The sequence below is a fragment of the Stenotrophomonas sp. TWI1149 genome (genome assembly GCF_039673155.1).
Classification (GTDB): Bacteria; Pseudomonadota; Gammaproteobacteria; order Xanthomonadales; family Xanthomonadaceae; genus Stenotrophomonas; species Stenotrophomonas maltophilia_AA.
This window is the reverse complement of sequence record NZ_JBDJLB010000005.1, coordinates 239,780-263,713: the sequence shown is the minus strand read 5'-3', so window position 1 is coordinate 263,713 and position 23,934 is coordinate 239,780. Positions and strand designations below refer to the sequence as shown.

At 67.2% G+C, this 23,934-nt stretch carries 20 protein-coding genes; 8 read left to right on the top strand and 12 right to left on the bottom strand.

What is annotated here, in order from left to right:
- Nucleotides 1-16: 16 nt before the first annotated feature.
- From ABE424_RS08120 to ABE424_RS08095, 6 genes are all read right to left on the bottom strand, one after another.
- Nucleotides 17-1,384, bottom strand: coding sequence for an ATP-binding protein (locus ABE424_RS08120; RefSeq protein ID WP_176988119.1), 1,368 nt, complete (start codon nucleotides 1,382-1,384; stop codon nucleotides 17-19).
- Nucleotides 1,381-2,721 carry a sigma-54 dependent transcriptional regulator gene (locus ABE424_RS08115; RefSeq protein ID WP_346492407.1) on the bottom strand — a complete coding sequence of 447 codons (1,341 nt, stop codon included), beginning with the start codon at nucleotides 2,719-2,721 and terminating at the stop codon, nucleotides 1,381-1,383. Before ABE424_RS08115 ends, ABE424_RS08120 begins: the two co-directional genes overlap by 4 nt.
- A 129-nt stretch (nucleotides 2,722-2,850) precedes the next feature.
- A complete protein-coding gene (locus ABE424_RS08110; protein ID WP_346492406.1) occupies nucleotides 2,851-4,071 on the bottom strand; it encodes an FtsX-like permease family protein in 1,221 nt (406 codons plus the stop codon).
- A 16-nt stretch (nucleotides 4,072-4,087) separates the two neighbouring features.
- Entirely contained in the window at nucleotides 4,088-5,392 is a 1,305-nt protein-coding gene (locus ABE424_RS08105; protein ID WP_313209108.1) for an ABC transporter permease, read from the bottom strand.
- 8 nt (nucleotides 5,393-5,400) lie between these two features.
- Entirely contained in the window at nucleotides 5,401-6,126 is a 726-nt protein-coding gene (locus ABE424_RS08100; protein WP_176988123.1) for an ABC transporter ATP-binding protein, read from the bottom strand.
- Nucleotides 6,127-6,169: 43 nt separating this feature from the next.
- Nucleotides 6,170-7,435 carry an efflux RND transporter periplasmic adaptor subunit gene (locus ABE424_RS08095; RefSeq protein ID WP_346481605.1) on the bottom strand — a complete coding sequence of 422 codons (1,266 nt, stop codon included), beginning with the start codon at nucleotides 7,433-7,435 and terminating at the stop codon, nucleotides 6,170-6,172.
- Between the two features lie 203 nt (nucleotides 7,436-7,638).
- Here ABE424_RS08095 and glmS point away from each other — a divergent pair, with 203 nt between their 5' ends.
- Nucleotides 7,639-9,480: a glutamine--fructose-6-phosphate transaminase (isomerizing) gene (glmS, locus tag ABE424_RS08090; protein ID WP_346492405.1), complete on the top strand. Its 1,842-nt coding sequence runs from the start codon at nucleotides 7,639-7,641 to the stop codon at nucleotides 9,478-9,480.
- 329 nt (nucleotides 9,481-9,809) lie between these two features.
- Nucleotides 9,810-10,241: a CBS domain-containing protein gene (locus ABE424_RS08085; protein ID WP_176988126.1), complete on the top strand. Its 432-nt coding sequence runs from the start codon at nucleotides 9,810-9,812 to the stop codon at nucleotides 10,239-10,241.
- 59 nt (nucleotides 10,242-10,300) lie between these two features.
- On the opposite strand, the gene ABE424_RS08080 is transcribed toward ABE424_RS08085, so the two are convergent.
- The 3 genes from ABE424_RS08080 to ABE424_RS08070 all read right to left on the bottom strand — a co-directional run bounded on the left by ABE424_RS08080 (nucleotide 10,301) and on the right by ABE424_RS08070 (nucleotide 13,579).
- On the bottom strand, nucleotides 10,301-11,749 hold the full coding sequence (locus ABE424_RS08080) for a UdgX family uracil-DNA binding protein (protein WP_346492404.1): 1,449 nt from the start codon (nucleotides 11,747-11,749) through the stop codon (nucleotides 10,301-10,303).
- Between the two features lies 1 nt (nucleotide 11,750).
- Complete coding sequence (locus tag ABE424_RS08075) at nucleotides 11,751-13,070, bottom strand: putative DNA modification/repair radical SAM protein (RefSeq protein WP_346492403.1); 1,320 nt, start codon at nucleotides 13,068-13,070, stop codon at nucleotides 11,751-11,753.
- Nucleotides 13,071-13,144: 74 nt separating this feature from the next.
- Nucleotides 13,145-13,579 carry a VOC family protein gene (locus ABE424_RS08070; protein WP_319211429.1) on the bottom strand — a complete coding sequence of 145 codons (435 nt, stop codon included), beginning with the start codon at nucleotides 13,577-13,579 and terminating at the stop codon, nucleotides 13,145-13,147.
- A gap of 68 nt (nucleotides 13,580-13,647) precedes the next feature.
- On the opposite strand from ABE424_RS08070, the gene ABE424_RS08065 reads away from it, so the two are divergent.
- Complete coding sequence (locus tag ABE424_RS08065; RefSeq protein WP_346492402.1) at nucleotides 13,648-14,124, top strand: hypothetical protein; 477 nt, start codon at nucleotides 13,648-13,650, stop codon at nucleotides 14,122-14,124.
- Nucleotides 14,125-14,170: 46 nt separating this feature from the next.
- On the opposite strand, the gene gloA is transcribed toward ABE424_RS08065, so the two are convergent.
- Complete coding sequence (gene gloA / locus ABE424_RS08060; protein ID WP_179460004.1) at nucleotides 14,171-14,698, bottom strand: lactoylglutathione lyase; 528 nt, start codon at nucleotides 14,696-14,698, stop codon at nucleotides 14,171-14,173.
- Nucleotides 14,699-14,807: 109 nt separating this feature from the next.
- Between gloA and ABE424_RS08055 the strand changes: the two genes are divergently transcribed.
- Together ABE424_RS08055 and ABE424_RS08050 are read left to right on the top strand one after the other, a co-directional pair.
- On the top strand, nucleotides 14,808-15,920 hold the full coding sequence (locus tag ABE424_RS08055; RefSeq protein ID WP_346492401.1) for a PLP-dependent cysteine synthase family protein: 1,113 nt from the start codon (nucleotides 14,808-14,810) through the stop codon (nucleotides 15,918-15,920).
- A gap of 118 nt (nucleotides 15,921-16,038) precedes the next feature.
- Complete coding sequence (locus tag ABE424_RS08050) at nucleotides 16,039-18,072, top strand: M3 family metallopeptidase (protein WP_346492400.1); 2,034 nt, start codon at nucleotides 16,039-16,041, stop codon at nucleotides 18,070-18,072.
- Nucleotides 18,073-18,200: 128 nt separating this feature from the next.
- On the opposite strand, the gene ABE424_RS08045 is transcribed toward ABE424_RS08050, so the two are convergent.
- Both ABE424_RS08045 and ABE424_RS08040 read right to left on the bottom strand, forming a co-directional pair.
- Complete coding sequence (locus ABE424_RS08045; protein WP_179460006.1) at nucleotides 18,201-19,001, bottom strand: SDR family oxidoreductase; 801 nt, start codon at nucleotides 18,999-19,001, stop codon at nucleotides 18,201-18,203.
- The gene (locus ABE424_RS08040) at nucleotides 18,992-19,570 is read right to left on the bottom strand and encodes a DUF1415 domain-containing protein (RefSeq protein WP_123730129.1); all 579 of its coding nucleotides are present in this window, start codon (nucleotides 19,568-19,570) and stop codon (nucleotides 18,992-18,994) included. The genes ABE424_RS08045 and ABE424_RS08040 overlap by 10 nt, the downstream gene beginning before the upstream one ends.
- Before the next feature lie 212 nt (nucleotides 19,571-19,782).
- Between ABE424_RS08040 and ABE424_RS08035 the strand changes: the two genes are divergently transcribed.
- From ABE424_RS08035 to ABE424_RS08025, 3 genes are all read left to right on the top strand, one after another.
- Complete coding sequence (locus ABE424_RS08035) at nucleotides 19,783-21,246, top strand: benzaldehyde dehydrogenase (protein WP_346492399.1); 1,464 nt, start codon at nucleotides 19,783-19,785, stop codon at nucleotides 21,244-21,246.
- Nucleotides 21,247-21,260: 14 nt separating this feature from the next.
- A complete protein-coding gene (locus ABE424_RS08030; protein WP_346492398.1) occupies nucleotides 21,261-22,388 on the top strand; it encodes an NAD(P)-dependent alcohol dehydrogenase in 1,128 nt (375 codons plus the stop codon).
- Between the two features lie 88 nt (nucleotides 22,389-22,476).
- On the top strand, nucleotides 22,477-23,577 hold the full coding sequence (locus tag ABE424_RS08025) for a helix-turn-helix domain-containing protein (RefSeq protein ID WP_346492397.1): 1,101 nt from the start codon (nucleotides 22,477-22,479) through the stop codon (nucleotides 23,575-23,577).
- The last annotated feature ends 357 nt before the right edge of the window (nucleotides 23,578-23,934 follow it).

Sequence of the window (23,934 nt, the reverse complement as noted above, 5' to 3'; positions counted from 1 at the left end):
CGGCCAGCGGCCGGCACTACCGGGCGTCGGCCGGCAGGAACACCGCCACGCACAGACCGCCCTCGCGGCGGTTCTGCAGCGAAATTCGGCCACCATGCGCTTCGACGATCTCACGGGTCAGCGCCAGGCCGAGACCGGTGCCGTTGCGCTTGGTCGAGTAGAACGGCATCAGCGCGTTCTGCAGCACCGCCTCGTTCATGCCCTTGCCGCGATCCAGTACTTCCAGCCGCAGCCACTGGGGCAGGCGGGTCAGGCGGACCTCGACGTCGTCATTCGGCGGCTCGGCCTCGCCACACGCTTCATGGGCATTCTTGAGCAGGTTCAGCAGCGCCTGCCCGAGCTGGGCGATGTCCACGCGGCTCTGCAGATCGTCGGGTACCTCCGCCATCCGGAACGGAATCTGGTGCTGCAGCCCGCCCAGGAACAGGTTCCACTGTACGGTCTGCAACTGCGGCTGCGGCAGCTTGGCGAAGCGCGCATAGCCGCGGATGAACCCTTCCAGGTGGCGGGCGCGCTCTTCGATGGTGGTGAACACTTCTTCCAGCCGTTCGGTCTTGCCGCGCCGGACCAGCTCGCCACCGGAATGCGCCAGCGAGGCGATCGGCGCCAGCGAGTTGTTCAACTCGTGGCTGATCACCCGGATCACCTTCTTCCACGTCTGCACTTCCTGGCGGCGCAGTTCGGCGGTCAGCAGGCGGATCAGCAGCAGGTCGTGCGGGCGCCCGTTGAGATGGAAGTTGCGGCGTGACAGATGGTAGATCTGCTCATCGTCTTCATCGTGCTCATCGTCGCTGTCCTGGCCTTCGCCGCGCACGGCGAACAGGCTGTCGCCGCCGCGGGCGATGGCATCGCGCAGTTCGATCGGCATCGTCGCCATGACGTCGTGCATGCGCTGGCCTTCCAGCTTCCAGCCGCTGTGCAGCAGCTTGCGCGCGGCCAGGTTGGAGAACACCACGCGCTGCACGCCGTCGCCCCCGTGCGCCAGCAACAGCATCGACACCGGCGTGTTCTGCACCATGGTGTCCAGCAGCAGCTCGCGCTGGACCAGGTCCTGGCGCTGCGCACGCAGCACGTCGCCGAGTTCGCGGTGGGCCTGGACCAGATCACCCAGCTCATCATTGGACGGCCAGTAGATACCGAAGTTGTATTCGCCGTCGCGGTAGCTGCTGGTGGTACCGGACAGGGCGCGCAGCAACGAGCGGATCGGCGCCGTCGCGCGGCGCAGGCTCCACCACATCAGCGCCAGCAGCACGACAACCGAAATGCACGTGACCGCCCAGCCATGGTCCAGCCAGTACGCCAGGTACCACGGGAACGCGGCCGCCAGTGCCAGCACCGGCAGCAGGCGCAGGAACAACCGGAAGGTGAAGGAGCGGCGTTTCATTCGCGCGGAATGCCGTAGCGGTCCATGCGCCGGTACAGCGCCTGGCGGCTGAGCCCGAGTTCGGCAGCGGTCTGGGCGATGATGCCGTGGTTGTGGGCCAGTGCGGTCTCGATCCGGCTGCGGTCCGGGTCCACCGTCGGGGTGGCCGCGCGCGGTGCGGCGGTGCGCGGCAGGTTGAGATCGGCGACCTCGATGCGCGGGCCGGTGGCCAGCAGGTCGGCGCGCTGCAGCACGTTGCGCAGTTCGCGCACGTTGCCGGGCCAGGGGTGGCGTTGCAGCGCGGTGGCGGCGGCGGTGGACAGCGGCTTGCCACTGCCCAGGAAGCGTTCGGCCAGCGGCAGGATGTCGCCGGGCCGTTCGGCCAGCGGCGGCAGGGCCAGCTCGACGGTGTTGAGGCGGTAGTACAGATCCTCGCGGAACTGGCCGTCGCGGATCATCGTCGGCAGGTCGGCATTGGTCGCGCTGATCACACGTACCTTGACCTGGCGCTCGCGGTTGGAGCCCAGCCGTTCGAAGCGGCCGGTCTCGAGTATGCGCAGCAGCTTCATCTGTCCGCTGGAGGAGAGGTTGCCGATCTCGTCCAGGAACAGCGTGCCGCCGTCTGCCGCTTCGAACTTGCCTTCGCGTGCCTTGTTGGCACCGGTGTAGGCGCCGACTTCGGCACCGAACAGCTCGGCTTCGATCAGCTCGGCGGGAATCGCCCCGCAGTTGAGCGCGACGAAAGGCCCCTTGGCGACCAGCGAGTTGGCCTGGATGATCTCGGCGATCTTCTCCTTGCCCGCACCGTTGGGACCGGTGATCAGCACCGGCAGTGCCGAGCGTGCGACCTGGCAGGCCAGGCTGACCACGCGCTCGCTCGCCGGATCGGCCACCACTGCGCCGCGCAGGTCGTAGCGCGCCTCCAGCGCCGAACGGTCGCGCTGTTCGCGGTCGCGGCGGCGATCGAGTTCGCGGCGGGTTTCGGAGAGCTCCAGCAGGTTGTTGACCGTGATCAGCAGCTTGCGGTCGTCCCAGGGCTTGGCCAGGTAGTCCGCGGCGCCGGCCTTGACCAGATCGACCGCGCTGCTGAGATGCGTCCAGGCGGTCAGCAGGATCACCGGCAGGTCCGGGTGGCGGGCGCGGATCTGCTGGAACAGCGCTTCGCCTTCCTCGCCGGAGGTGGTGTCCTCGGTGAAGTTCATGTCCTGGATCACCAGGTCCACCGGCTGTTGTTCCAGCAGCGCCAGCCCCTGTTCGGGCGAAAGCGCGTGCAGGGTGTCGATGTCGTGCAGCGAGAACAGCACGTCGAGTGCGGTGCCGACGCTGGCGTTGTCGTCAATGATCAGGATCGAGGGCATGCGGCAACGAAGGACCAGGAAGTAGGCAGAGAGTACCGGAGCCGTGGGCCCTGGTGCAGGGCAGGGCCTTGCTGGCCGCTGCCCGGCTGCGGCCCCCGCCCTTGCGGGGACCGCCTTCGGAACGGGCCGTCAGGCACTCCGGGTGGCGACGGCGGGGGGCACGGCCGCGGCGCGGCGGGCCGGGCCGAAGACCGCGATCTGGCCGAGCAGCCACAGCAGGACCGCGCCGATCGGCAGGTAGCTGATGGGCATGCGCGGCAGCTCGTAGTTGTTCATCAGCCACAGGTTGATCGTGTAGGCCATCAACATGCCCAGCACGATGCCGACCGTGGCCAACAGGAAGTTCTCGGTCTGGAAGTAACGCAGGATCTGGCTGCGGGTGGCGCCCAGCGCACGGCGGATGCCGATCTGCTTGGTGCGCTGCTGCACCCAGAAGCTGGCCAGGCCGACGATGCCCAGTGCGGTCACCACCAGAAGCGCCACGCACACGGTGATCAGCAGGCCGACCATGGCGCGGTCGTTGGCGAAGTACTTCCTGCGCTGTTCCTCGTAGGTGGATTTGCCGCGGATCAGCCGGCTCGAATCGACACGTTCCAGTGCCGTCACCGCTGCCTTGATCACCTCGTCCCGACGCGCGGGATCGGTGACACGGATCAGGTAGAAGCCTTCGTCGTAGGTCGCCCGCAACGGCAGCATGATCGAATACTGGATGTCGCCGCCTACCGCATTCGGGCGGGCCAGAACCTTGACGATGCCGACGATGCGCAATGGCATGGAACCGCTGTAGACCGTCTTGCCCAAGGCATCACCGCCGGGGAACATCTTGTCCGCAATCGCCTTGGTGACGATGATCGCCGAGCCCGTCTTTTCGGCGTTCTCGTCGGTCAGGGCATCCGCTGCGTCGCGGTATTCGTCGCTCTGGAAATCACGGCCGGCGATCAGCTCCACGCCCAGGGTCTCCAGCGCGCCTTCGCGGGCGAAGTACTGGGAGGTGCTCAGCGTCGAGCGTTCCTGGTTGGGGGTCAGCCCCAGGCCCGTGTTCCAGGAGCTGTTGCGGAACGGAATCTGGTTCAGGGTGACTGCACTCTTGACGCCCGGAATGGCGTGCAATGCCGCCAGGTCTTCGCGGGTGCGCGCGGCCGCATTGACCTGGGTGCCGATGCCGCCGAGGCGGACTTCGATCAGCTCGGTCTCGGCGATGCCGCTGGGCTGGTTGATCTTCTCGATGCGCTGCCCGATCAGGAACAGCGCATTGCAGACGATGGCGCAGGTCAGGGCGATCTCGAGCACGATCAGCGATGCGGCGGTTTTATGCCGGCGGAGCGTGGAGAGGATGGGACGGATATCCATGGTGTGCTCCGGATCCTTACTGCGATTTGAGTTGGATGGCGGGCGCGACCTGCATGGCGCGCAGCGCCGGCAGGAAACCGGCCAGCAGGCTGGCGACCAGGGTCAGCGCGAAGGTCATCAGCAGCATCTGCCCATCCAGCGTGGCCAGCTTGGCGTAGTCCACCGGTTGCTGGCGCACCGCGTACAGCCCCAGCATCGCCAGCACCAGGCCGAGCAGGCCGCCAGCCAGGCCGACCGTACCAGCCTCGATGAGCGACTGCAGGAAGATCTGGCCGCGGCTGGCACCCAGCGCCCGGCGCACGCCGATCTCGCCACTGCGGCGCAGGAACTTGGCCAGCAGCAGGCCCACGGTATTGATCAGGCAGACCAGCAGGAAGCCCATCGCCAACCACAGCTGCAGGCGTACGTCACCGGGGACCACCTTCTTGTAGTCCAGCCACTCCATGACATTGCGCAGACGGACGTTGTTGGGACGCTCGAAGCGGCCGGCCGCACGCTGCTGGTCGGAGTAGTTTTCCAGGTAGCGGCGGTACTCCGCAGCCTGCCCGGCATTCTCCAGCTCCACCCAGTACTGGATCCAGGTGCAGCTGGCGGTCGGGCCGGTCGGATCGGGTTCGTTGCGGCGGCCGAAGCAGTCCATGCTGCCGCTGCGGTCGAACTTCAGCTCGATGGCCGTGGTGAAGGGAACGAACACATCTTCGCTGTCGCCATAGCGACCGGTATTGAGATCGTAGAAGTGCGGGTTGGGGTGCCACTCGTCCAGCACGCCCACCACGGTCATCGTGTTGCCATTGATGCGCAGCGACTTGCCGACGCTGTTGGCCCCATCGAACAGCTTCTGGTTGAGTGTCTTCGTGATCACCGCGACCCTGCCGCGGCCCTCGTCATCGGATTCCTTCCAGCCCTGGCCGTACTGGAACGGGGTATCGAACATCGGGAAGAAGTCGCCCGAGGTGTAGCGAGAATCCGTGACGAACGGACGCAGCGTGCTGCTGTCCGGCTCGATGGTGACGCCGCCACCGGTCATCATCGCCTGGCGCTTGGCATGTTTCTCGCTCAGCAGTCTGGTGGCATCGAAGCGGGTCAACTGATCGGCCGGTTCTTCGCCAGGCTGATAGCCAAGCGCCGATTGTGGATCAATCTGCACGCTGAAGAGCCGGTCGCTCTTCTGCGGAATCGGATCACCGGACAGCACGTGGAACACGGTCAGCGTGGTCATCGACGCGCCTATGCCCAGCGCGATGGCGATCACCATCAGCGCGGTCAGCACCTTGTTGCGCCGGAAGCTGCGCAGGGCCAGTCGGAAGTAGTAAGCGATCATGGCCGGCCTCAGTCGTTGGCGATGGCAGCGGCAACCGCGGGGCGCGGCGTGGAGAGCACCGGGTCGCGCAGCAGGTCGGTGACCTGGCCGTCGACGATGTGCACGTTGCGCTTGGCACGGGCGGCCAGTTCGGGATCGTGGGTCACCATCACGATCGTGGTGCCCTTGGCATTGATTTCTTCCAGCAGTTCCATGACGCCACGGGCCATCTGGCTGTCCAGGTTGCCGGTCGGTTCATCGGCCAGCAGCAGGCGCGGGCTGCCCGCCAGCGCCCGCGCGATCGCGGCGCGCTGCTGCTGACCACCGGAGAGTTCGGCCGGGTAGTGCTTCATGCGCGAGCCCAGGCCCACCTGGGCCAGCGCGTGCTCGATGCGCTCCTTGCGCTCGGCAGCGGGCATGCCGCGGTAGCGCAGCGGCACATCGACGTTGTCGAACAGGTTCAGATCGGAGATCAGGTTGAAGCCCTGGAAGATGAAGCCGATCTTCTGGTTGCGCAGGCGGCTGCGCGCGTCATCGCCCAGCTGGCTGACGTCCTGGCCATCGAGCAGGTAGGTGCCGCTGGTGAAGGTCTCCAGCAGGCCGGCGATGTTGAGGAAGGTGGTCTTGCCCGAACCGGACGGACCGGTCACGGCGACGAACTCGCCTTCGCGGACATGCAGGTCCAGCGACCGCAGGGCGTGGGTTTCCACCTGTTCGGTGCGGAAGACTTTGGCGACCGAGCGCATTTCAAGCATGGCTGTTTTCCTTTGAAAGTCGAGAGGATCGAAAGGGACTGAATCAGTTGATGGAGACGCGCTCGGCATCGCCGAACAGATCGCTGCCGGAGACCACGACGCGGTCGCCGGGCTGCAGGCCAGAGAGGATTTCCACTTCGCCCAGGCTGCTCACACCGAGCTTGACCGGGCGGCGGACCGCACTGCTGCCGTCCATGACGTAGGCGTAGCCGTTGCCCTGTTCGACGAACGGGCCGCGCTCGATCTTGAGTGCGTTGCGGCGGGTATCGAGCAGCACGCGGGCCTGCATCCGCTGGCTCTGGCGCAGGCCCTGCGGCTGCTTGTCGGCGAAACGGATGCGGGCATTGACCTCGCCGGCGACCACTTCCGGGGAGACGGCGGAAATCTCGCCGGCGAACTGGCCGCTGCCGCCGGTCAGCTGCGCAGGCATGCCGATCGTCAGCTCGCGGGCGAAGCTCTCCGGCACCTTGATCTCGATCTCGAAGCGCGACAGGTCGACCACGCCCAGGATCGGCGCATTGGCGACCACGTTGGTGTGCTGGGTCGCCTGCACCTGGCCGACCTGGCCATCGAACGGCGCACGCAGCGTGAGGGCGTCCACCTGGCGCTCGACCTCGGTCACCACCGCACGCTGGCGGTCGGCGAGCAGGCGCTTGTTGCGCGCATCGAGGTCGGCGCCCTGGGCCTTGAGCAGGGCGTCCTTGCGGGCATGTTCGAGCTGGATGTCGCTCTTCTTGACCGTGTCTTCGGCCTTGGCGACATCGACCTGCGGCACCGCGCCCCCATCGAAGCCACGCTTGTAGCGTTCCAGATCGCGCACGGCCGCCTGGCGTTCGATCACTGCCTGGTCGGTATCCTTCTGGGCCGTGGCGCGCGCCAGGGTCGCATCCAGGGTGGCGCGGCTCGCCTCGGCCTGCAGGCCGGCCAGGGTGGCCTGTTCCTGGGCCAGCTTGCTGCGCAGTTCGGGGCTGTCGATCACGGCCAGTTCCTGGCCCTGCTTGACCACGTCACCGGCCACCACCTTCAGGTTCACGTTGCCGGCGGAGATCGCATACAGCACCGGATTGTTGGCCGCGATCACGCGACCGTCCGCGGCGATGTCGCGGACCATGTCGCCGCGGGTGACCTCGGCGATGCGGACGCGGGCGCTGTCGAAGGAGCGGCTGGCCCCGAGCCAGGCACGGGCGGCGAAGCCGATCGCCAGCAGCACGACCAGCGCGGCGACCGCCGGCCACAGCCAGCGCTTCCACGGGGCGGGCGCGGCATGCGAGGAAAGGGTCTGGTCCTGGGCGGAAGTGTCGCGGATCATCGGGCTCGTTCGCGGTTGGGTTGCGGAGTACCAAGCAGACCCCGTGCCAAGTTTTGGCCCTTTTAAAACAACGACTTGCGAATTGGGGCGTGTGTCCGTGTGTCCGCGGACACCGGGCCGGACACTTTCGTTAAGCGGACAGCGCCCAAGCGTCCGGGGCCGCCGCGCTAGAATGCGGGGCTTACCAGCAGGGATCTGAATCTATGTGCGGCATTGTGGGAGCGATCGCCCATCGCGACGTGGTACCGGTACTCATCGAAGGATTGAAGCGGCTGGAATACCGGGGCTACGACTCCTCCGGCATCGCCGTGATCGACGCCTCTGCCGCCGCACCCGATGTCCGCCGCGTGCGCCGTACCGGCCGCGTGGCCGAGATGGAGAAGGCCGCCGCGAGCGAAGGCTTCCAGTCGCTGCTGGGCATCGGCCACACCCGCTGGGCGACCCACGGTGGCGTGACCGAGGCCAATGCGCACCCGCACATCAGCCACGGCGTGGCGCTGGTCCACAACGGCATCATCGAGAACCATGAAGAACAGCGCGAGAAGCTGCGCGCGCTGGGCTACGTCTTCGAGTCGCAGACCGACACCGAAGTGATCGCGCACCTGATGCACCATCATCTGAAGGCAGGCGACAGCCTGCTGTCGGCGCTGCAGCGCACGGTCAAGGAACTGACCGGTGCCTACGCGCTGGCGGTGATGAGCCGTGCCGAGCCGGATCACTTCGTGTGCGCGCGCATGGGCTGCCCGCTGCTGATCGGCGTCGGCGAGGGCGAGAACTTCGTCGCCTCCGACGTCTCGGCGATCCTCCAGGCCACCCGCACGGTGATCTTCCTGGAAGAGGGCGACACGGCCGATATCCGCCGCGATGGCGTGCAGGTGTACGACGAACACAATCAGCCGATCGTGCGCGACGTGCATCTGTCCGATGTGTCGCTGGCGTCGCTGGAGCTGGGTCCGTACCGCCACTTCATGCAGAAGGAAATCCACGAGCAGCCGCGCGCACTGGGCGACACCATCGAAGCGGCGATCGATGCCGGCGGTTTCCCGGCCACCCTGTTCGGCAAGAATGCCGAGGCTGTGCTGTCGGGTATCGAAGGCGTGCAGATTCTTGCCTGCGGTACCAGCTATTACGCCGGGCTGACCGCGCGCTACTGGATCGAAGCGATCGCCGGGCTGCCGTGCAGTGTCGAGATCGCCAGCGAATACCGCTATCGCGCGGCCTATGCGAATCCCAAGCACCTGATCGTCACCATCTCCCAGTCCGGCGAAACGCTGGATACGATGGAGGCGCTCAAGTACGCCAAGTCGCTCGGCCACCTGCATACGCTCTCGATCTGCAACGTGCCCGAGAGCGCGATCCCGCGCGCCAGTGAACTGGTCTGCTACACCCGTGCCGGTGCCGAGATCGGCGTCGCGTCGACCAAGGCCTTCACCACCCAGCTGGCCGCGCTGTTCCAGCTCACCGTGGTGCTGGGCAAGCTGCACGGCCGCATCGATGCCGCGCAGGAAGCGGACTACCTGGAGCAGCTGCGCTTCCTGCCGGGCAGCGTGCAGCATGCGCTGAACATGGAGCCGCAGATCGCCGCATGGGCCGAGCGCTTCGCGCGCAGGAACAGCGCGTTGTTCCTGGGCCGTGGGCTGCATTACCCGATCGCGCTGGAAGGCGCGCTCAAGCTCAAGGAAATCTCGTACATCCACGCCGAGGCCTATCCGGCCGGCGAGCTCAAGCATGGCCCGCTGGCGTTGGTGGATGAAGAGATGCCGGTGGTGGTGATCGCCCCGAACGACAGCCTGCTGGAAAAGGTCAAATCCAACATGCAGGAAGTGCGTGCCCGCGGCGGTGAGCTGTTCGTGTTCGCCGACCAGGACAGCAACTTCGTCGAGTCCGAAGGCGTGCATGTGATCCGCACGCCGCGCCATGCGGGTGTGCTGAGCCCGATCGTGCATACGATTCCCGTGCAGCTGTTGGCTTATCACACCGCGCTGGCCCGCGGGACAGACGTGGACAAGCCGCGCAACCTGGCCAAGAGCGTGACGGTGGAGTGATGTGTCCGCCGCCGAGGCGGCACTGACGCGTATCGAGGGTGGTCCTGCGGGGCCACCCTTTTTTGTGCGCCACCCATGGGGTGGCTCTACCCGGCCGCCGGTACTGGAACTTTATTCGTGCCCTGCGGCGGCATTCAGCGACGGTTTTACCGGCGGTGCCATTCTCAGGGTCGTCCCCCGCTTCCACGACGAACCGTCCCAGATTTGCAAACTCCTGGGCCGGGGTGCGGACGTAGAATCGAATGGCCGAGGACCGCGTGGCGATGCCACCGACCTCGCTGCAACCAGGCGCATCTCTCGACTTCAGTAACCTGTAACAGGAAACAAGAATGAACGTCCGCGAACTCCTGCAATCCAAGAAAGAAGCCATCGTCACCATCGATGTGGAAGACACCATCGGTGCCGCGGCCCACAAGATGAGCGCGCACAAGATCGCCGCCCTCGTGGTGATGAAAGACGATGCACCGGTGCGTATCGTGTCCGAGAAGGACATCGTGCGCAGCCTCGCGGAAGATGGTCCCCAGGCGGGCAGGCGGGTCATTTCCACGCTGCCGTCGGCAGGGCTGGAAGGCATCGGTCCCGACGCGAGCCTCAAGCAGGCGATGGCGCTGATGACGTACTCCCGCCATCGTCATCTGATGGTGACCGAGGGCGCCACCCTGGTCGGCATCCTGAGCCTGGGCGATATCGTGAAGAATCTGCTCAGCGAGCTGGAGCTGGAAAAGGCGGTCCTGCAGGACATCTACATGGCGGCGCACTGACGCTGCCCGAGCTGCGTTGACGGGCATTGCCGGCCATCGGCCGGCAACCCCATGCGAGGTCAACGTGTGCGTTGAACCTCGACCAGGTGCTGGAGGTCGTCCTTCAGCAGCCGATAGGCGTCCTCGCGCGCCGCATCGCCGGTCTGCCGCAATACCCACGACGGATGCACCGTGGCAAACGCCCGCGTGCCGTCGTCCAGCACGTGCCAGCGTCCGTGGTTCTTCATCAGGTTGAAGCCGGCCCCGAACACGGCCGTGGCCGCGCTCGCCCCCAGGCAGACGATCACCTGCGGTCGCACGTTCTCTATCTCGCCCATCAGCCAGGGCCGACACGCGTTGATGTGGGTCATCTGCGGTTTACTGTGGATGCGCCGCTTGCCGCGCCGCTCGAAACGGAAGTGCTTGACCGCATTGGTCAGGTAGAGTGCGCTGCGCTCGATGCCGAGTTCGCGCAGCGCACGATCCAGCAGCTGCCCGGCGGGGCCGACGAACGGATGCCCGCTGAGGTCCTCGCTGTCCCCGGGTTGTTCGCCGACCAGCATGATCGATGCATTCGGTGGACCTTCACCGAACACCGTCTGCGTGGCCGGTTCCCACAGCGGACAGCGGCGGCACGCCGCGGCGGCATCGCGCAGCGCGTCGAGCGTGGCAGGCGTCGTCTCTGTGGCGGGCTCCGGTGCCGCGATGGCCTGGGGAATGCGCCGCCGCGGGGCCTGCGCTTCACGGTCGTGCATCTCCTGCACCCGGTCACCGGCATCACGCACCAGCTGTGGCAGCAACGAGGCTTCGGGCAGGTGCTTCCAGTATCTGGCGGGCATCTCCTGCTGCATCATGCGCGTGTTGAGCCGGGCCGGATTGAAGATGTTGGCGTAGTAGGTGCGCCACAGTTCTTCGCGTGCGTCTTCCAGCGGCGCATCGCTCTGGTGGCCGCCCGGACCGAACGACAGCTGCTGCCCATCCCAGTGCACGCTGCGGTACGGCGTCAGGATCGCCCAGCGCATGCCGGCGAATCGTCGCGCGAAAAACGGTGCGACGCGGTCGACGATCTGGTGATCCGGTTCGAACCAGGCAATGAACGCGTCCTGTTCGCCGGGCACCTCCCGGAAGCGCACGAAGGCCTTCATCTTGTGCGTATCGCGGCGTACCGCCTGGCTCAAGGCCATGGCGCGAAGCACGTCGGCATCGGCGGGATTGGACAGCAGGCTGCGTTCGCCATGGGTGATGCGCCACAGCATGCGATAGAGCAGTGACATCCGCTGCGGATCGCGATGGCACAGGCAGATGGCAGCCAGCTCGACAAAGCTCCTGGGGACATGGACCTGCGGCTCGGCCGGTGGCGCGCTGTCCTCCGCCGAGGTCAGCGATGGCGCTTCCAGCAGCGACGTCTCGCTGCCAGACAACCAGTCCAGCTGATCCGGCGCGACCGCGTGGCGCAGGGCCAGGCGCGCGGCGGTGCGCCATGCTTCCAGAGACCACGCCGGGTCGACCCGCACACTCCAGCGCGCCATGTCAGCTCGGGGTCGCGTCGGGGAACAACGCACCCTGTCGCGGCGGTGGTGCCAGTCGGGCCCGCAGCGCCGCCGGATCATCCAGTGCACGCCGCGGATGATGGTCGGCCAGCTGCACGAACGGCAGCAGCTTGCTCATCGGTGCACGCAGGCGGGCCACATCGGCCACGCGCAGGCGTCCATGCCGCCGCGCCATCAGCACGCGCTTGACGTTGCGTACGCCGAGCCCGGGCACGCGCAGCAGCAGCTCCTTGGGCGCGATGTTGAGATCGACCGGGAAGCGCTCGGGGTGACGGATCGCCCAGGCCATCTTCGGGTCGATGTCCAGGTCCAGCATGCCGCCCTGGGTGGTATCGGTGATTTCCTCCACGCCGTACCCGTAGAAGCGCAGCAGCCAGTCCGCCTGGTAGAGGCGGTGCTCGCGTGCCAGTGGCGGTGCCTGCAGGGGCAGCGCCTTGCTGGCATCGGGAATGGGGCTGAAGGCGGAGTAGTAGACGCGGCGCATCCGATAGTTGCCGTACAGATTGTCGGCCGCGCTGAGGATCTGGTTGTCGCTGGCACCGTCGGCGCCGACGATCATCTGGGTGCTCTGCCCGGCCGGCGCGAAGCGGGGCGCGCGGGCCCGGCGGCCGCGCAGGGCCGGCGCGGGGGGCGCTGCAGCGGCTGCCGAGGATGATGGCGCGTCAGGGTCCGGATGTGACGTGCGCGCTTCCTTGGCTTCCTCGATGCGCCAGCGCAGCTCGCCCATCGCGCCGCGGATCGACGGCAGGGATTTCTCCGGCGCGAAGCTGGCCAGCCCTGCCTCGGTGGGCAGCTCGATGTTGATCGACAGCCGATCGGCATGGCGTCCGGCAAGCGCAAGCAGTTCCGGGGAGGCTTCCGGAATGGTCTTGAGGTGGATGTAGCCGCTGAACCGGCGTTCTTCGCGCAGCAAGCGCGCGATCTCCACCATCTGCTCCATGGTGTAGTCGGCATTGCGGATGATCCCGCTGGAGAGAAACAGCCCCTCGATGTAGTTGCGCTTGTAGAAGTCCATCGTCAGCGCGACCACTTCCTCCACGCTGAAACGCGCCCGCTGCACGTTGCTCGATACGCGGTTGACGCAGTACGCGCAGTCGTAGATGCAGAAGTTGGTGAGCAGGATCTTGAGCAGCGACACGCACCGCCCATCGGGCGTGTAGCTGTGGCAGATTCCCATCCCCTCGGTACTGCCGATGCCACCGGATGCACGCGAATCGCGCTTGCCCGCACCACTGGAGGCGCAGGACGCGTCGTACTTCGCGGCATCGGCAAGGATGGCCAGTTTGCGGATCGTCTCCATGGAAAGACCGTACCGAGGCACGATCTCATCCAGTGAGACGCATCAGATACTCCCTGAAGAATTCAGGTTCCGACTCAGCCTTCGAAGGTCACTTTCACCGAGTCCGCGCTGTAGGTGGCCGGCCCATGGAACACCACTTCGATGTTGTTGCCATCCGGATCCAGCGCGAACGCCGCGTAATAGCCCGGGTGGTAAGGGCGCTCGCCCGGGGCGCCGTTGTCCTTCCCACCGTTGGCCAGCGCCGCCTGGTGGAAGGCCTCGACCGTGGCGCGGTCGCGCGCCTGGAAGGCGAGGTGGTGGCGACCGGTGAGCTGGCCCAGCGCCGCGTCGCTGTCCGGCGTGGAGATGAACAGTTCGTCGGCCCAGAAGTAGGTGTCGCCTTCGCCGGCGATCGGAATGCCGATCGTGTCGAACACGGCCTGGTAAAAGCGGCGGCTGGCGGCGAGATCCCTGACCACCAGCTGCAGGTGATCGATCAGGCGGCCGCGGTGCAGTTCCATCGTTTCCATACCGACTCCGTTGGGTGGTGGGACGGGGCGCAGATATACCACCGGACGCAGCGCGACGCATCGCGGCGATGTCGACCTTGCTGACTGAGCGCAGCGGTCTGTCGGCCACGGCCCTTCCGCCGGCCCGCACGCTGACCTACGCTGCGCGCTGGCGTCATGAACGCGCAGGCGGAGGAGGCACGATGCTGTGGATGGTGATGATGGCCCAGGCGGTCGCAGGCGACGCGGGCTATGAACAGGTGCGGGCGCTGGCGCAGCGCGATGAGGCCAGCCTGGTACCGGCGGCGTATGCGGAGATGCTGGACAGCATGAGCCGGGTCGGCGGGGCCAGCTTTACGCGCTGCATGCCCACGCCCGCGCCGCAGGCGCTGGCGCCCTTCACCGTGGTGCTGCAGCTGGATGCGCAGGGCAGGGTGGTGCGGACATGGCGCGAAGGCGAGGAGGCGGTCGCGCGCTGCGTTGATGCGGGGTTCGTCGGGAAAACGTTGTTCGTGCCGCCGAAGGCGCCTTTCCATGCGGCCTTCGAGTTCCAGGTCCAGCCCTAGCCTCGACAACGCGCCGGCGGGGCCGGCGCGTCGTACAGAGGCGGGATCAGGCGATCGGGGTATTGGAGATGATCTCCACCCAGTAGCCGTCCGGATCCTTGATGAAGGCCAGGTGCTTCATGCGGCCGTCTTCCAGGCGCTTCTGGTAGGGCACCTGCAGGTCATCGAAGCGCTTGCAGGCGGCCTGGATGTCCGGCACGGAGACACAGATGTGGCCGAAGCCGCGCGGGTCGGTATTGCCGTCGTGGTAGACCGGGCCGTCCTGGTTCTCGGTGCCATGGTTGTGGGTCAGCTCGAGCACGCCGGGGATGCCGGCCATCCAGACGCGGCGCGCGTCGTCGCCCTCGGGAATCTGCGTGCCGGCCGGCAGCAGGGCCAGGAAGTACAGGCTGAACTGCGCCTCGGCGAAGTCGCGCTGGTCGATCAGGCGGAAGCCGAGCACGCGGGTGTAGAAGTCCAGCGATGCGGCGGCATCCTTGACGCGCAGCATGGTGTGGTTGAACACGAAGCCGGTGGTTTCGGCGGGCACCTGGGCGGCGACACCCGGCTGGTTCTGGAAGGCGGCAAGGCTCATGGGGGATCCTGGGGCGGGGCCGCATCGGCGCGGCGGACAGACCATTTTAGCGGTCCCGGCTGGGCGGGGTGACGGGTAGAATGGTGTGTCTCCCTGAGCAGCGTTCACCATGTCCCAGCGTGAATGGGTGGCCGCCGCCATCCGCAAGATCGAAGCCGACTTCAACCGTTCGGCCGATACCCACCTGATTCCGATGGACCTGCCGGGGTTCGAGGGCATCGACCTGTACTTCAAGGACGAGTCCAGCCACCCCACCGGCAGCCTGAAGCATCGCCTGGCGCGCTCGCTGTTCCTGTACGCACTGACCAACGGCTGGCTGCGCGAAGGACGTCCGGTGATCGAAGCCTCCAGCGGCTCCACGGCGGTATCCGAGGCGTATTTCGCGCGGCTGCTGGGCCTGCCGTTCATCGCGGTGATGCCGGCAACGACCTCGCCCGAGAAAATCGCGGCGATCGAGTTCCATGGCGGGCGTTGCCATCTGGTCGAGCGTGCCTGCGACCTGAACTGCGATTCGGAAACGCTGGCCCGCGAAACCGGCGGCCACTTCATGGACCAGTTCACCTATGCCGAGCGTGCGACCGACTGGCGCGCGAACAACAACATCGCGGAATCGATCTTCAAACAGATGGCCGAGGAGCCGCATCCGGTGCCCGAGTGGATCGTGTGCAGCCCGGGCACCGGCGGCACCGCGGCGACGCTTGGCCGCTACGTGAGCTACCGCCGGCATGACACCCGCATCCTGTGCGCGGACCCGGAGGTCTCGGTGTTCTATGACGGCTACTGCGCCGCGCTGGCCGGTCAGCCCTGGCGCGAGCTGACCTGCAGTGGCGGCTCGCGGGTGGAAGGGATCGGCCGGCCGCGGGTGGAGTCCAGTTTCATTCCGACCAGCGTCGATGCGATGGTCAAGGTGCCCGATGCGCTGAGCCTGGCGGCGATGCGCCACGTCAGCCGCCAGCTGGGCCGCCGCGTGGGCGGCTCCACCGGGACCAATTTCATCGGCGTGCTGCAGGCCGCGCAGCTGATGCGCGATGCCGGCCGCAGCGGCTCGATCGTGACCATCCTGTGCGACAGCGGCGAGCGCTACGCGCACAGCTATTACAACCCTGAGTGGTACCCGAAGCAGGGCATCGACGTGGAGGGCGCCGATGCGCTGCTCGCCGCTGCTGTGGCCGGGCAGGGGCTGCCGGCGCTGCCCTGCGTCTCGCTGGAAGCGCTGTACTGAGCGGGGCGCCGGATCTGGCGTGAACCTGGCCCATCGGCGCGCGCCGGGGCCTTGTGCGGGGTGGGGGGCAATGCCATATCGTGGGGTGATGCCGCTGCGGCGGCCCCGTTGTCTGGAGATGCCTGTGACCCCCACCAACCCCCTGCTCGATTTTTCCGGCCTGCCGCGCTTCGATGCGATCCGGCCCGAGCACATCGCCCCGGCGATCGACGCGCTGCTCGCCGAGGCCGAGGCGGCGGTGAAGACCGCCGAAACCGTCACCCCGGTGACCTGGGCGAGCTTCGCCGACCCGCTCGACGATGCCACCGAGCGCCTGTGGCGCGCGTGGGGCCAGGTCGGCCACCTGCAGGCCGTGGTGAATGCCCCGGCGCTGCGCGAGGCCTACAACGCGAACCTGCCCAAGGTGACCCGCTTCGGCAGCGCACTGGGCCAGAACCTGGCGCTCTACCAGCAGTACCGTGCCCTGGCCGCCACGCCGGAAGCGGCGCAGTACGACCCGGCACGCCGCAAGGTGCTGGAGAACGCGCTGCGCGATTTCCGCCTGGGCGGTGCGGAACTCGATGACGCCGGCAAGGCGCGCTACAGCGCGATCCGCGAAGAACTGTCCGCGCTGTCGGCGACGTTCTCGCAGAATGTGCTGGACGCCACCGATGCCTGGTCGCTGCACGTGGAAGACCCGGCCGAACTGGCCGGCCTGCCGGACGACGTGATCGCTGCCGCGCGTGCGGCGGCGGAGAAGGACGACCTGCCTGGCTGGAAACTGACCCTGCAGATGCCGTGCTACCTGCCGGTGCAGACGTATGCCGAGCATCGCCCGTTGCGTGAAGCGCTGTACCGCGCCAACGCGATCCGTGCCTCCGAGTTCGGCGATACCGCGCTGGACAACAGCGGCAACATCGATCGCGTGCTGGCGCTGCGTGCGGAGCTGGCCACGCTGCTGGGCTTCGCCAACTACGCCGAGTATTCGATCGCGACCAAGATGGCCGAGGATGCACCGCAGGTGCTGGGTTTCCTGCGCGATCTGGCCGCGCGTGCCAAGCCGTTCGCACAGCGCGACCGCGCCGAGCTGGAGGCGTTTGCCCGCGACGAACTGGGCATGCCCGCGCTGGAGGCCTGGGACCTGGCATTCGCCGCGGAGAAACTGAAGCAGGCGCGTTACAGCTATTCCGAGCAGGAGGTGAAGCAGTACTTCACCGAGCCGAAGGTGCTGGACGGCCTGTTCAGCGTGATCCGCAGTCTGTATGGCCTGGAGGTCCAGCCGGACACCGCGCCGGTCTGGCACCCGGATGTGCGCTTCTTCCGCCTGGTCGACGCACAGGGGGCGCTGGTCGGCCAGTTCTATCTGGATATGTACGCACGCGAAGGCAAGCGTGGCGGCGCGTGGATGGACGATTGCCGCAACCGCCGCGAGACCGCCGCCGGTGTGCAGACGCCGCTGGTGTACCTGGTCTGCAATTTCGGCAAGGGCGCCGCGGGCCAACCGGCGACCTTCAGCCACAGCGACGTGACCACGCTGTTCCATGAAATGGGCCATGGACTGCACCAGTTGCTGACCCGCATCGGCGAACTCGGCGTGGCCGGCATCAATGGCGTGGAGTGGGATGCGGTAGAGCTGCCGAGCCAGTTCATGGAGAACTTCTGCTGGGAATGGGAGCGCGTGCAGGCGATGACCGCCCACGTGGGCACCGGCGAGCCGCTGCCTCGCGCGCTGTTCGACCGCATGCTGGCCGCGCGCAATTTCCAGAGCGGCATGTTCACCGTGCGCCAGCTGGAATTCGCCCTGTTCGACATGCACCTGCACAGCGATTTCGATCCGACCCAGGACAGCGTGCAGGCGTTGCTGGAACGCGTGCGCGATGAAGTGGCGGTCAACCGCCCACCCGCCTGGAATCGCTTCCCCAATCAGTTCAGCCACATTTTTGCCGGTGGCTATGCGGCCGGCTATTACAGCTACAAATGGGCCGAAGTGCTCAGCGCCGATGCCTATGCCGCGTTCGAGGAAGCCCCGGACAAGGTGACCGAAACCGGCCAGCGCTTCCGCGATGAAGTGCTGGCGCGTGGCGGCAGCCGTAGTGCGGCCGAGAACTTCGCCGCGTTCCGTGGGCGCGCGCCGACCGTGGATGCGCTGCTGCGCCATAACGGGATGGCGTAATTCCCAGTTACGGTAGTGCCGGCCGCTGGCCGGCTCGGCACCATGCCGCCAGGAACGGGGTGTCATGCAACCTGAGGCGCCGGCCAGCGGCCGGCACTACCCCGTAGCGTGATCGGACGGTACCTCGATCACTCCGCGTAGATCATCTTCCGGGTCATGCCGCCGTCGACGATGTGGTCCTGGCCGGTGATGAAGCCGGCCAGGTCCGAGAGCAGGAAGACGGCCAGCGCGCCGATGTCGGGCGGCTGGCCGACCCGGCCGACCGGATGCTGCGCATGATCGCGGCGCGAGAGCTTGGGCGTGCGCCGGCGTGACGGTGCCTGCCAGGCATCGGTGGTGATCCAGCCGGGGCTGATGCTGTTGACTCGCACCGCCGGCCCTTCGCTCAACGCGAGCGCATGGGTGAAGGCGACCAGCCCGCCCTTGGCGGCGGCATAGGCTTCACTGTCCGGTTCGGACTGCCACGCGCGCGTCGAGGCGATGTTGACGATCGCGCCCGTATGTTCGCGCAGGGCCGGCAGCGCATGCTTGCTGCACAGGAAGGCACCCTGCAGGCTGGAGAGGCGGCGTTGCCACTCAGCCACCGGCATGTCCGCCAACGGCGTGCCATGTGCGCTGGCGATGCCGGCATTGTTGACCAGGCCGTCGATGCGGCCAAAGCGCTTGAGCGTGGCCTTCACCAACGCCTGCACGCTGCGCTCGCTGGCCACGTCCGCGCGCTGGAACGCCGCGCGTTCGGGCAGCGCCCATTCCTTCAGGCAGGCCTTGCCGGCATCGGCATCCAGATCGGCGATCATCACGCTGCCGCCGGCGCCGAGCACGGACTGCGCGATGCCGCGGCCGACGCCCTGTGCACCGCCGGTGATCATCACCACGCGGTCGCGCAGCGGCTGTGCCGGCCAGTCAAGGATCGGCGGCGTCAGTGACACGGCGGCATGTCGTTGCGGCCCAGCAGGCGCGTCCAGCCTTCGATGCCGAGCTTGTCCAGCGTTTCGATGTTGCGTTCCACGATCACGTCCGGATCCGGGAACGCGGCCACCGCACGCTCGACGCTGTCTTCGCGCAGCAGGTGCAGGGTCGGGTAGGGCGCGCGGTTGGTGTAGTTGCTCACGTCATCCGGCGCCGCGCCGGCGAACTGGTACTGCGGATGGAAGCTGGCCACCTGCAGGATGCCCTGCAGATCCAGTGCTTCGATCGCCGCATCGGCGTTGTCGAGGAAATCGTTGTAGTCCAGGAAATCGGTCAGCACGTCCGGGTGCACGATCAGCGTGGTGTCGATCTGCTCGGCCGGGGTATCGCGCAGCAGGATCAGCTCTTCGGCCAGTTCTTCGACCAGTGCTTCGGGGGTGGTGGCATCGCTGAGCACGAACCGCACCTGGTCCTTCACGTACACCGCTTTGGCGAACGGGCACAGGTTCAGGCCGATGACGATCTGCTCCAGCCATTTCCGGGTCTCGGCGATCGGGTCGTGAGTGGCGGTGAGGGACGCATCGTTCATGGCGGGCGGTGTCGCTGGCTGGGCTGTTGATTGTACGGCGCGGCGTGTGGGCACCGGTGTACGCACGCGTCCACTGTCCATTAACTGGACACCCGTCATGCTGATAAATCCTTATCCGGCAAGTACTTGCAGCACGCGAGCCACTGGCCAATAGGCAGTGGCCCGCCGCAGGTATCCAATGGCCGGGTACACGACGCAAGGAGTTATCCGCGATGGCAACACAAGCATTCCTGCCGACGGCCACCTGGTCCGGCAAGCTCTTCGATGGCCAGTGGACCTCGGGTGCAGGCACCCAGGACGTGGTCGAACCGGCCACCGGCGAACGCCTGGGCGAGATCGCGATGGCCGACCCGGCGCAGATCGCGCGCGCCGCCGCCACCGCCGCCAAGGCGCAGCGCGACTGGGCCAGCGCCCCGTACGACACCCGCGCGCAGATCCTGCGCCGCGCCGCGCAGCTGGCCGAAGAACACAACGATGAGATCGTGCAGTGGCTGGTCCGCGAAAGTGGCTCGACCCAGCTCAAGGCGGGCTTCGAGGCCAAGGTGAATACCAAGGCGCTACATGAAGCGGCGGCACTGCCCTCGCGCAGCATCGGCGAAGTGCTGCCGTCCGAACCGGGCCGGTTGAACCTGGCGCGTCGCCGCCCGCTCGGCGTGGTCGGGGTGATCGCGCCCTTCAACTTCCCGCTGTACCTGGCCATGCGGGCGGTCGCCCCGGCGCTGGCGCTGGGCAACGCGGTGGTGCTCAAGCCCGATCCGCGTACCGCCGTGTGCGGTGGCTTCGTGATCGCGCGCCTGTTCGAACTGGCCGGGTTGCCGGCCGGCCTCCTGCATGTGTTGCCCGGTGATGGCGCGGCCGGTGCGGCGCTGACCAGCGACCCGAACATCGCGATGATCCAGTTCACCGGCTCCACCGGCGCCGGGCGCAAGGTCGGCGAAGCGGCCGGCAAGCATCTCAAGAAAGTGTCGCTGGAACTGGGCGGCAAGAACTCGCTGATCGTGCTCGACGACGCGGACATGGAGCTGGCCATCGCCAACACGGCGTGGGGCGTCTACCTGCACCAGGGCCAGATCTGCATGGCCACCGGCCGCGTGCTGGTCCAGCGCAGCATCCATGCCCGCTTCCTGGAGAAGCTGGTGGCCAAGGCGAAATCGCTCAAGGTCGGCAATCCGGCCGATCGCGAGGTGGCGATCGGGCCGCTGATCAACGCCCAGCAGCGCGACCACGCCGCGCGCATCGTCGCCGAGGCGCAGGCCGCCGGTGCCACGCTCGCGACCGGCGGGGGCTACAAGGACCTGTTCTTCGAGCCGACCGTGCTCAGCGATGTGAGCCGCGACAACCCGGCCTTCCACGAAGAAATCTTCGCGCCGGTCGCGGTGGTGGTGCCGTTCGATACCGATGACGAGGCGGTCGAGCTGGCCAACGACAGCGAGTACGGCCTGTCGATGGCGATCGTGTCCAGCAATGTCGGCCGCGCACTGAAGCTAGGCGAACGACTGCGCACCGGCCTGCTGCACATCAACGACCAGACGGTGAACGATGAGGTGATCAATCCGTTCGGTGGCGTCGGCGCCTCGGGCAACGGCACCAGCATCGGTGGCCCGTCCAACATCGACGAGTTCACCCAGTGGCAGTGGATGACCGTCAAGGGCGAAGCGCCCGCGTATCCGATCTGAACCAGGAGACCCTCATGACCGCAACAGCAGAACTGCGCGACATCACCGTGGCCGTGGTGCGCGAAAAAGAACAGCCCTTCACGATCGAGAAGGCGCGCATCCGCGGCCCGCAGGACGATGAAGTCCTGGTCCGCGTGGTCGCCACCGGCCTGTGCCATACCGACCTGATCGTGCGGGACCAGTACTACCCCGTGCCGCTGCCGGCGGTGCTCGGCCACGAGGGCGCGGGTATCGTGGAAGCGCTCGGCCCGGGCGTGAAAGACCTCAAGGTGGGCGACCACGTCGTGCTGACCTACGGCGCCTGCGGCCACTGCAATCCGTGCAGCGGCGGCCACGGCGCGTACTGCAAGGACTTCTTCGGGCTCAACTTCGGTGGCGGTGCGCTGGACGGCTCCACCGCGATCCAGGATCCGGACGGCAACCCGCTGCACGATCACTTCTTCGCGCAGTCCTCGTTCGCCACTTACGCACTGAGCCGCGAGAACAATGCGATCAAGGTGCCCGACGATGCGCCGATCGAACTGCTCGGCCCGCTTGGCTGCGGCATCCAGACCGGCGCCGGGGCGGTGATCAACTCGCTCAAGGTGACCGCCGGCAGCAGCTTCGCCAGCTTCGGTGCGGGCGCGGTCGGGCTCAGTGCCGTGATGGCCGCGCGCGTAGCCGGTGCGACCACCATCATCGCCATCGACGTGGTGCCTTCGCGCCTGGAACTGGCCAAGGAGCTGGGGGCCACGCACGTGATCAACAGCCGCGAGGTTGATGTGGTCGACGCGGTGCGCGGGATCACCGGCGGCGGCGCCAACTTCGCACTGGAATCCACCGGTCGTCCGGAGGTGCTGGCGCAGGGCATCGAGGCGCTCGGCGGGTTGGGTGTGATCGGCGTGGTCGGCGCTCCGAAGCTGGGGACCAAGGCCGAGTTCGACGTCAACAACCTGCTGCTCGGCGGACGCAGCATCCGCGGCATCGTGGAAGGCGACAGCGTGCCCAAGGTGTTCATCCCGCAGCTGGTGCAGCTGTACCAGCAGGGCCGCTTCCCGTTCGACAAGCTGGTCAAGTTCTACCCGCTGGACCAGATCAACCAGGCCGCCGAGGACAGCACCCGTGGTGTCACCCTCAAGCCGATCCTGACCATCGGCGGGTGAAACGGTCCGTCGCGGGCATGCATGCCTGCGACGACGTATCAGTCAGCTTTGCGGGAGTAGGCTGTCGGTCCGAGGTGGAGATCGACCGATGGCCGCGATGGTTCTGGAACAGCAGCAGGTACTGGCCGCCGCCCGTCAGCGTTTCGCCGAGGGCGGCGCGCTGATGGACAGCGTGGTCAGCCCGCCGGTACTGCGCTCCTGGGAGCGCTCGCGCCAGGCCGGCGTGCAGCCGCGGCAGGAGCCGTATTACGCGCCCCTTGCCCCGGCGGCCACGCGCTTGGATGAGCCTGGCGACCGCCGCCTCGCACGCTGCGTGCGCGAGGACATGGACCATCTGTGGGCCGCCTTCGGGGGTCGCCAGTGGACCCTGTTCTGCGTCAACGCCGAGGGCCTGGTCATCGCCCAGCGCGAACATGGCCTGGCCGACGTGCCGGTGCTGCGCCCGATCCAGATCGGTCGCCGCCTGCGCGAGATCGACATCGGCACCACCGCACCGGCCTGCAGCCTGGCCGAAGACGCGCCCGCCCTGGTGCGCGGCAATGAACACTATCTCGACCGCTTCGCCACCGTGTTCTGCCTGAGCGTGCCACTGCACGGCCTGGACGGCGAAGTACTGGGCGCACTGGACATCACTGGCACCGGCGAACGCGACGCAGAGCTGCTGCACGGCTACTTCCGGCAAGCGGCCCTGTCGGCCGAGAACCGCCTCATGCAGGATCACCGCCCCTGCCATCTGCTGGCCGTCCAGCACGACGCGCGCTGGCTGCACTCACCGCTGCAGGGCCTGTTGGCCATCGAAGAAGACGGACGCGTGCGCGCCGCCAACCGTGTGGCCCGGCGCCTGTTCGGACTGCCGCGTCGCGGCCCCTTGCCCGTCCTCACCCTGGACGGCCTGTTTGCCGGCGCCAGCACCCACCAGCGCCGCCGCCTGCTGCAGGCCGGCCCCGCCCATCGCGTCCGCCTGGACGACGACACCGCCGTGCACGTGCAGTACCTGCGTGGACCGCGCGCACCGCATGCGAGCCTGAAGATCGACGCGGCCGGCGCCAACACCGCAAGTGCATCGCTGCGCACGCACACCACGCAGCACGTGCGTGATGCCGTGGCCGCTCATCAAGGCAACATCAGCGCCGCCGCACGTCAGCTCGGCATCTCACGCACGACGCTGTACAAGCTGATTCGCGCGTAACGACCAACGCCCGGTGGTAAACACGCCGGAAGCCGCATCTTTTCGATCTGGGCAACGAGGTTGCCGGCCAGCGGCCGGCACTACCGCTTCGCTCGCCCATCCGCCGAGGAATCGTCGGGGCGTCGGGTAGGGCCAGGCCTTGCCCGGACCATGAGCGGCATGGATGCCGCGACATGAGCCCCCATGGATGGGTTCACGGCGTGTCCGGGCAAGGCCTGGCCCTACCCGACGCACCCCTCGGCAGTGAATCGCCAGCCTTTTGCGATGAACTGCCAGCGCTAAAGCCAACAACAGCCCATCAGCAACAAACAGCAGCGCTCTTCGCTGACGCTCTTCGCTACAACCGTTCCGCCAAAA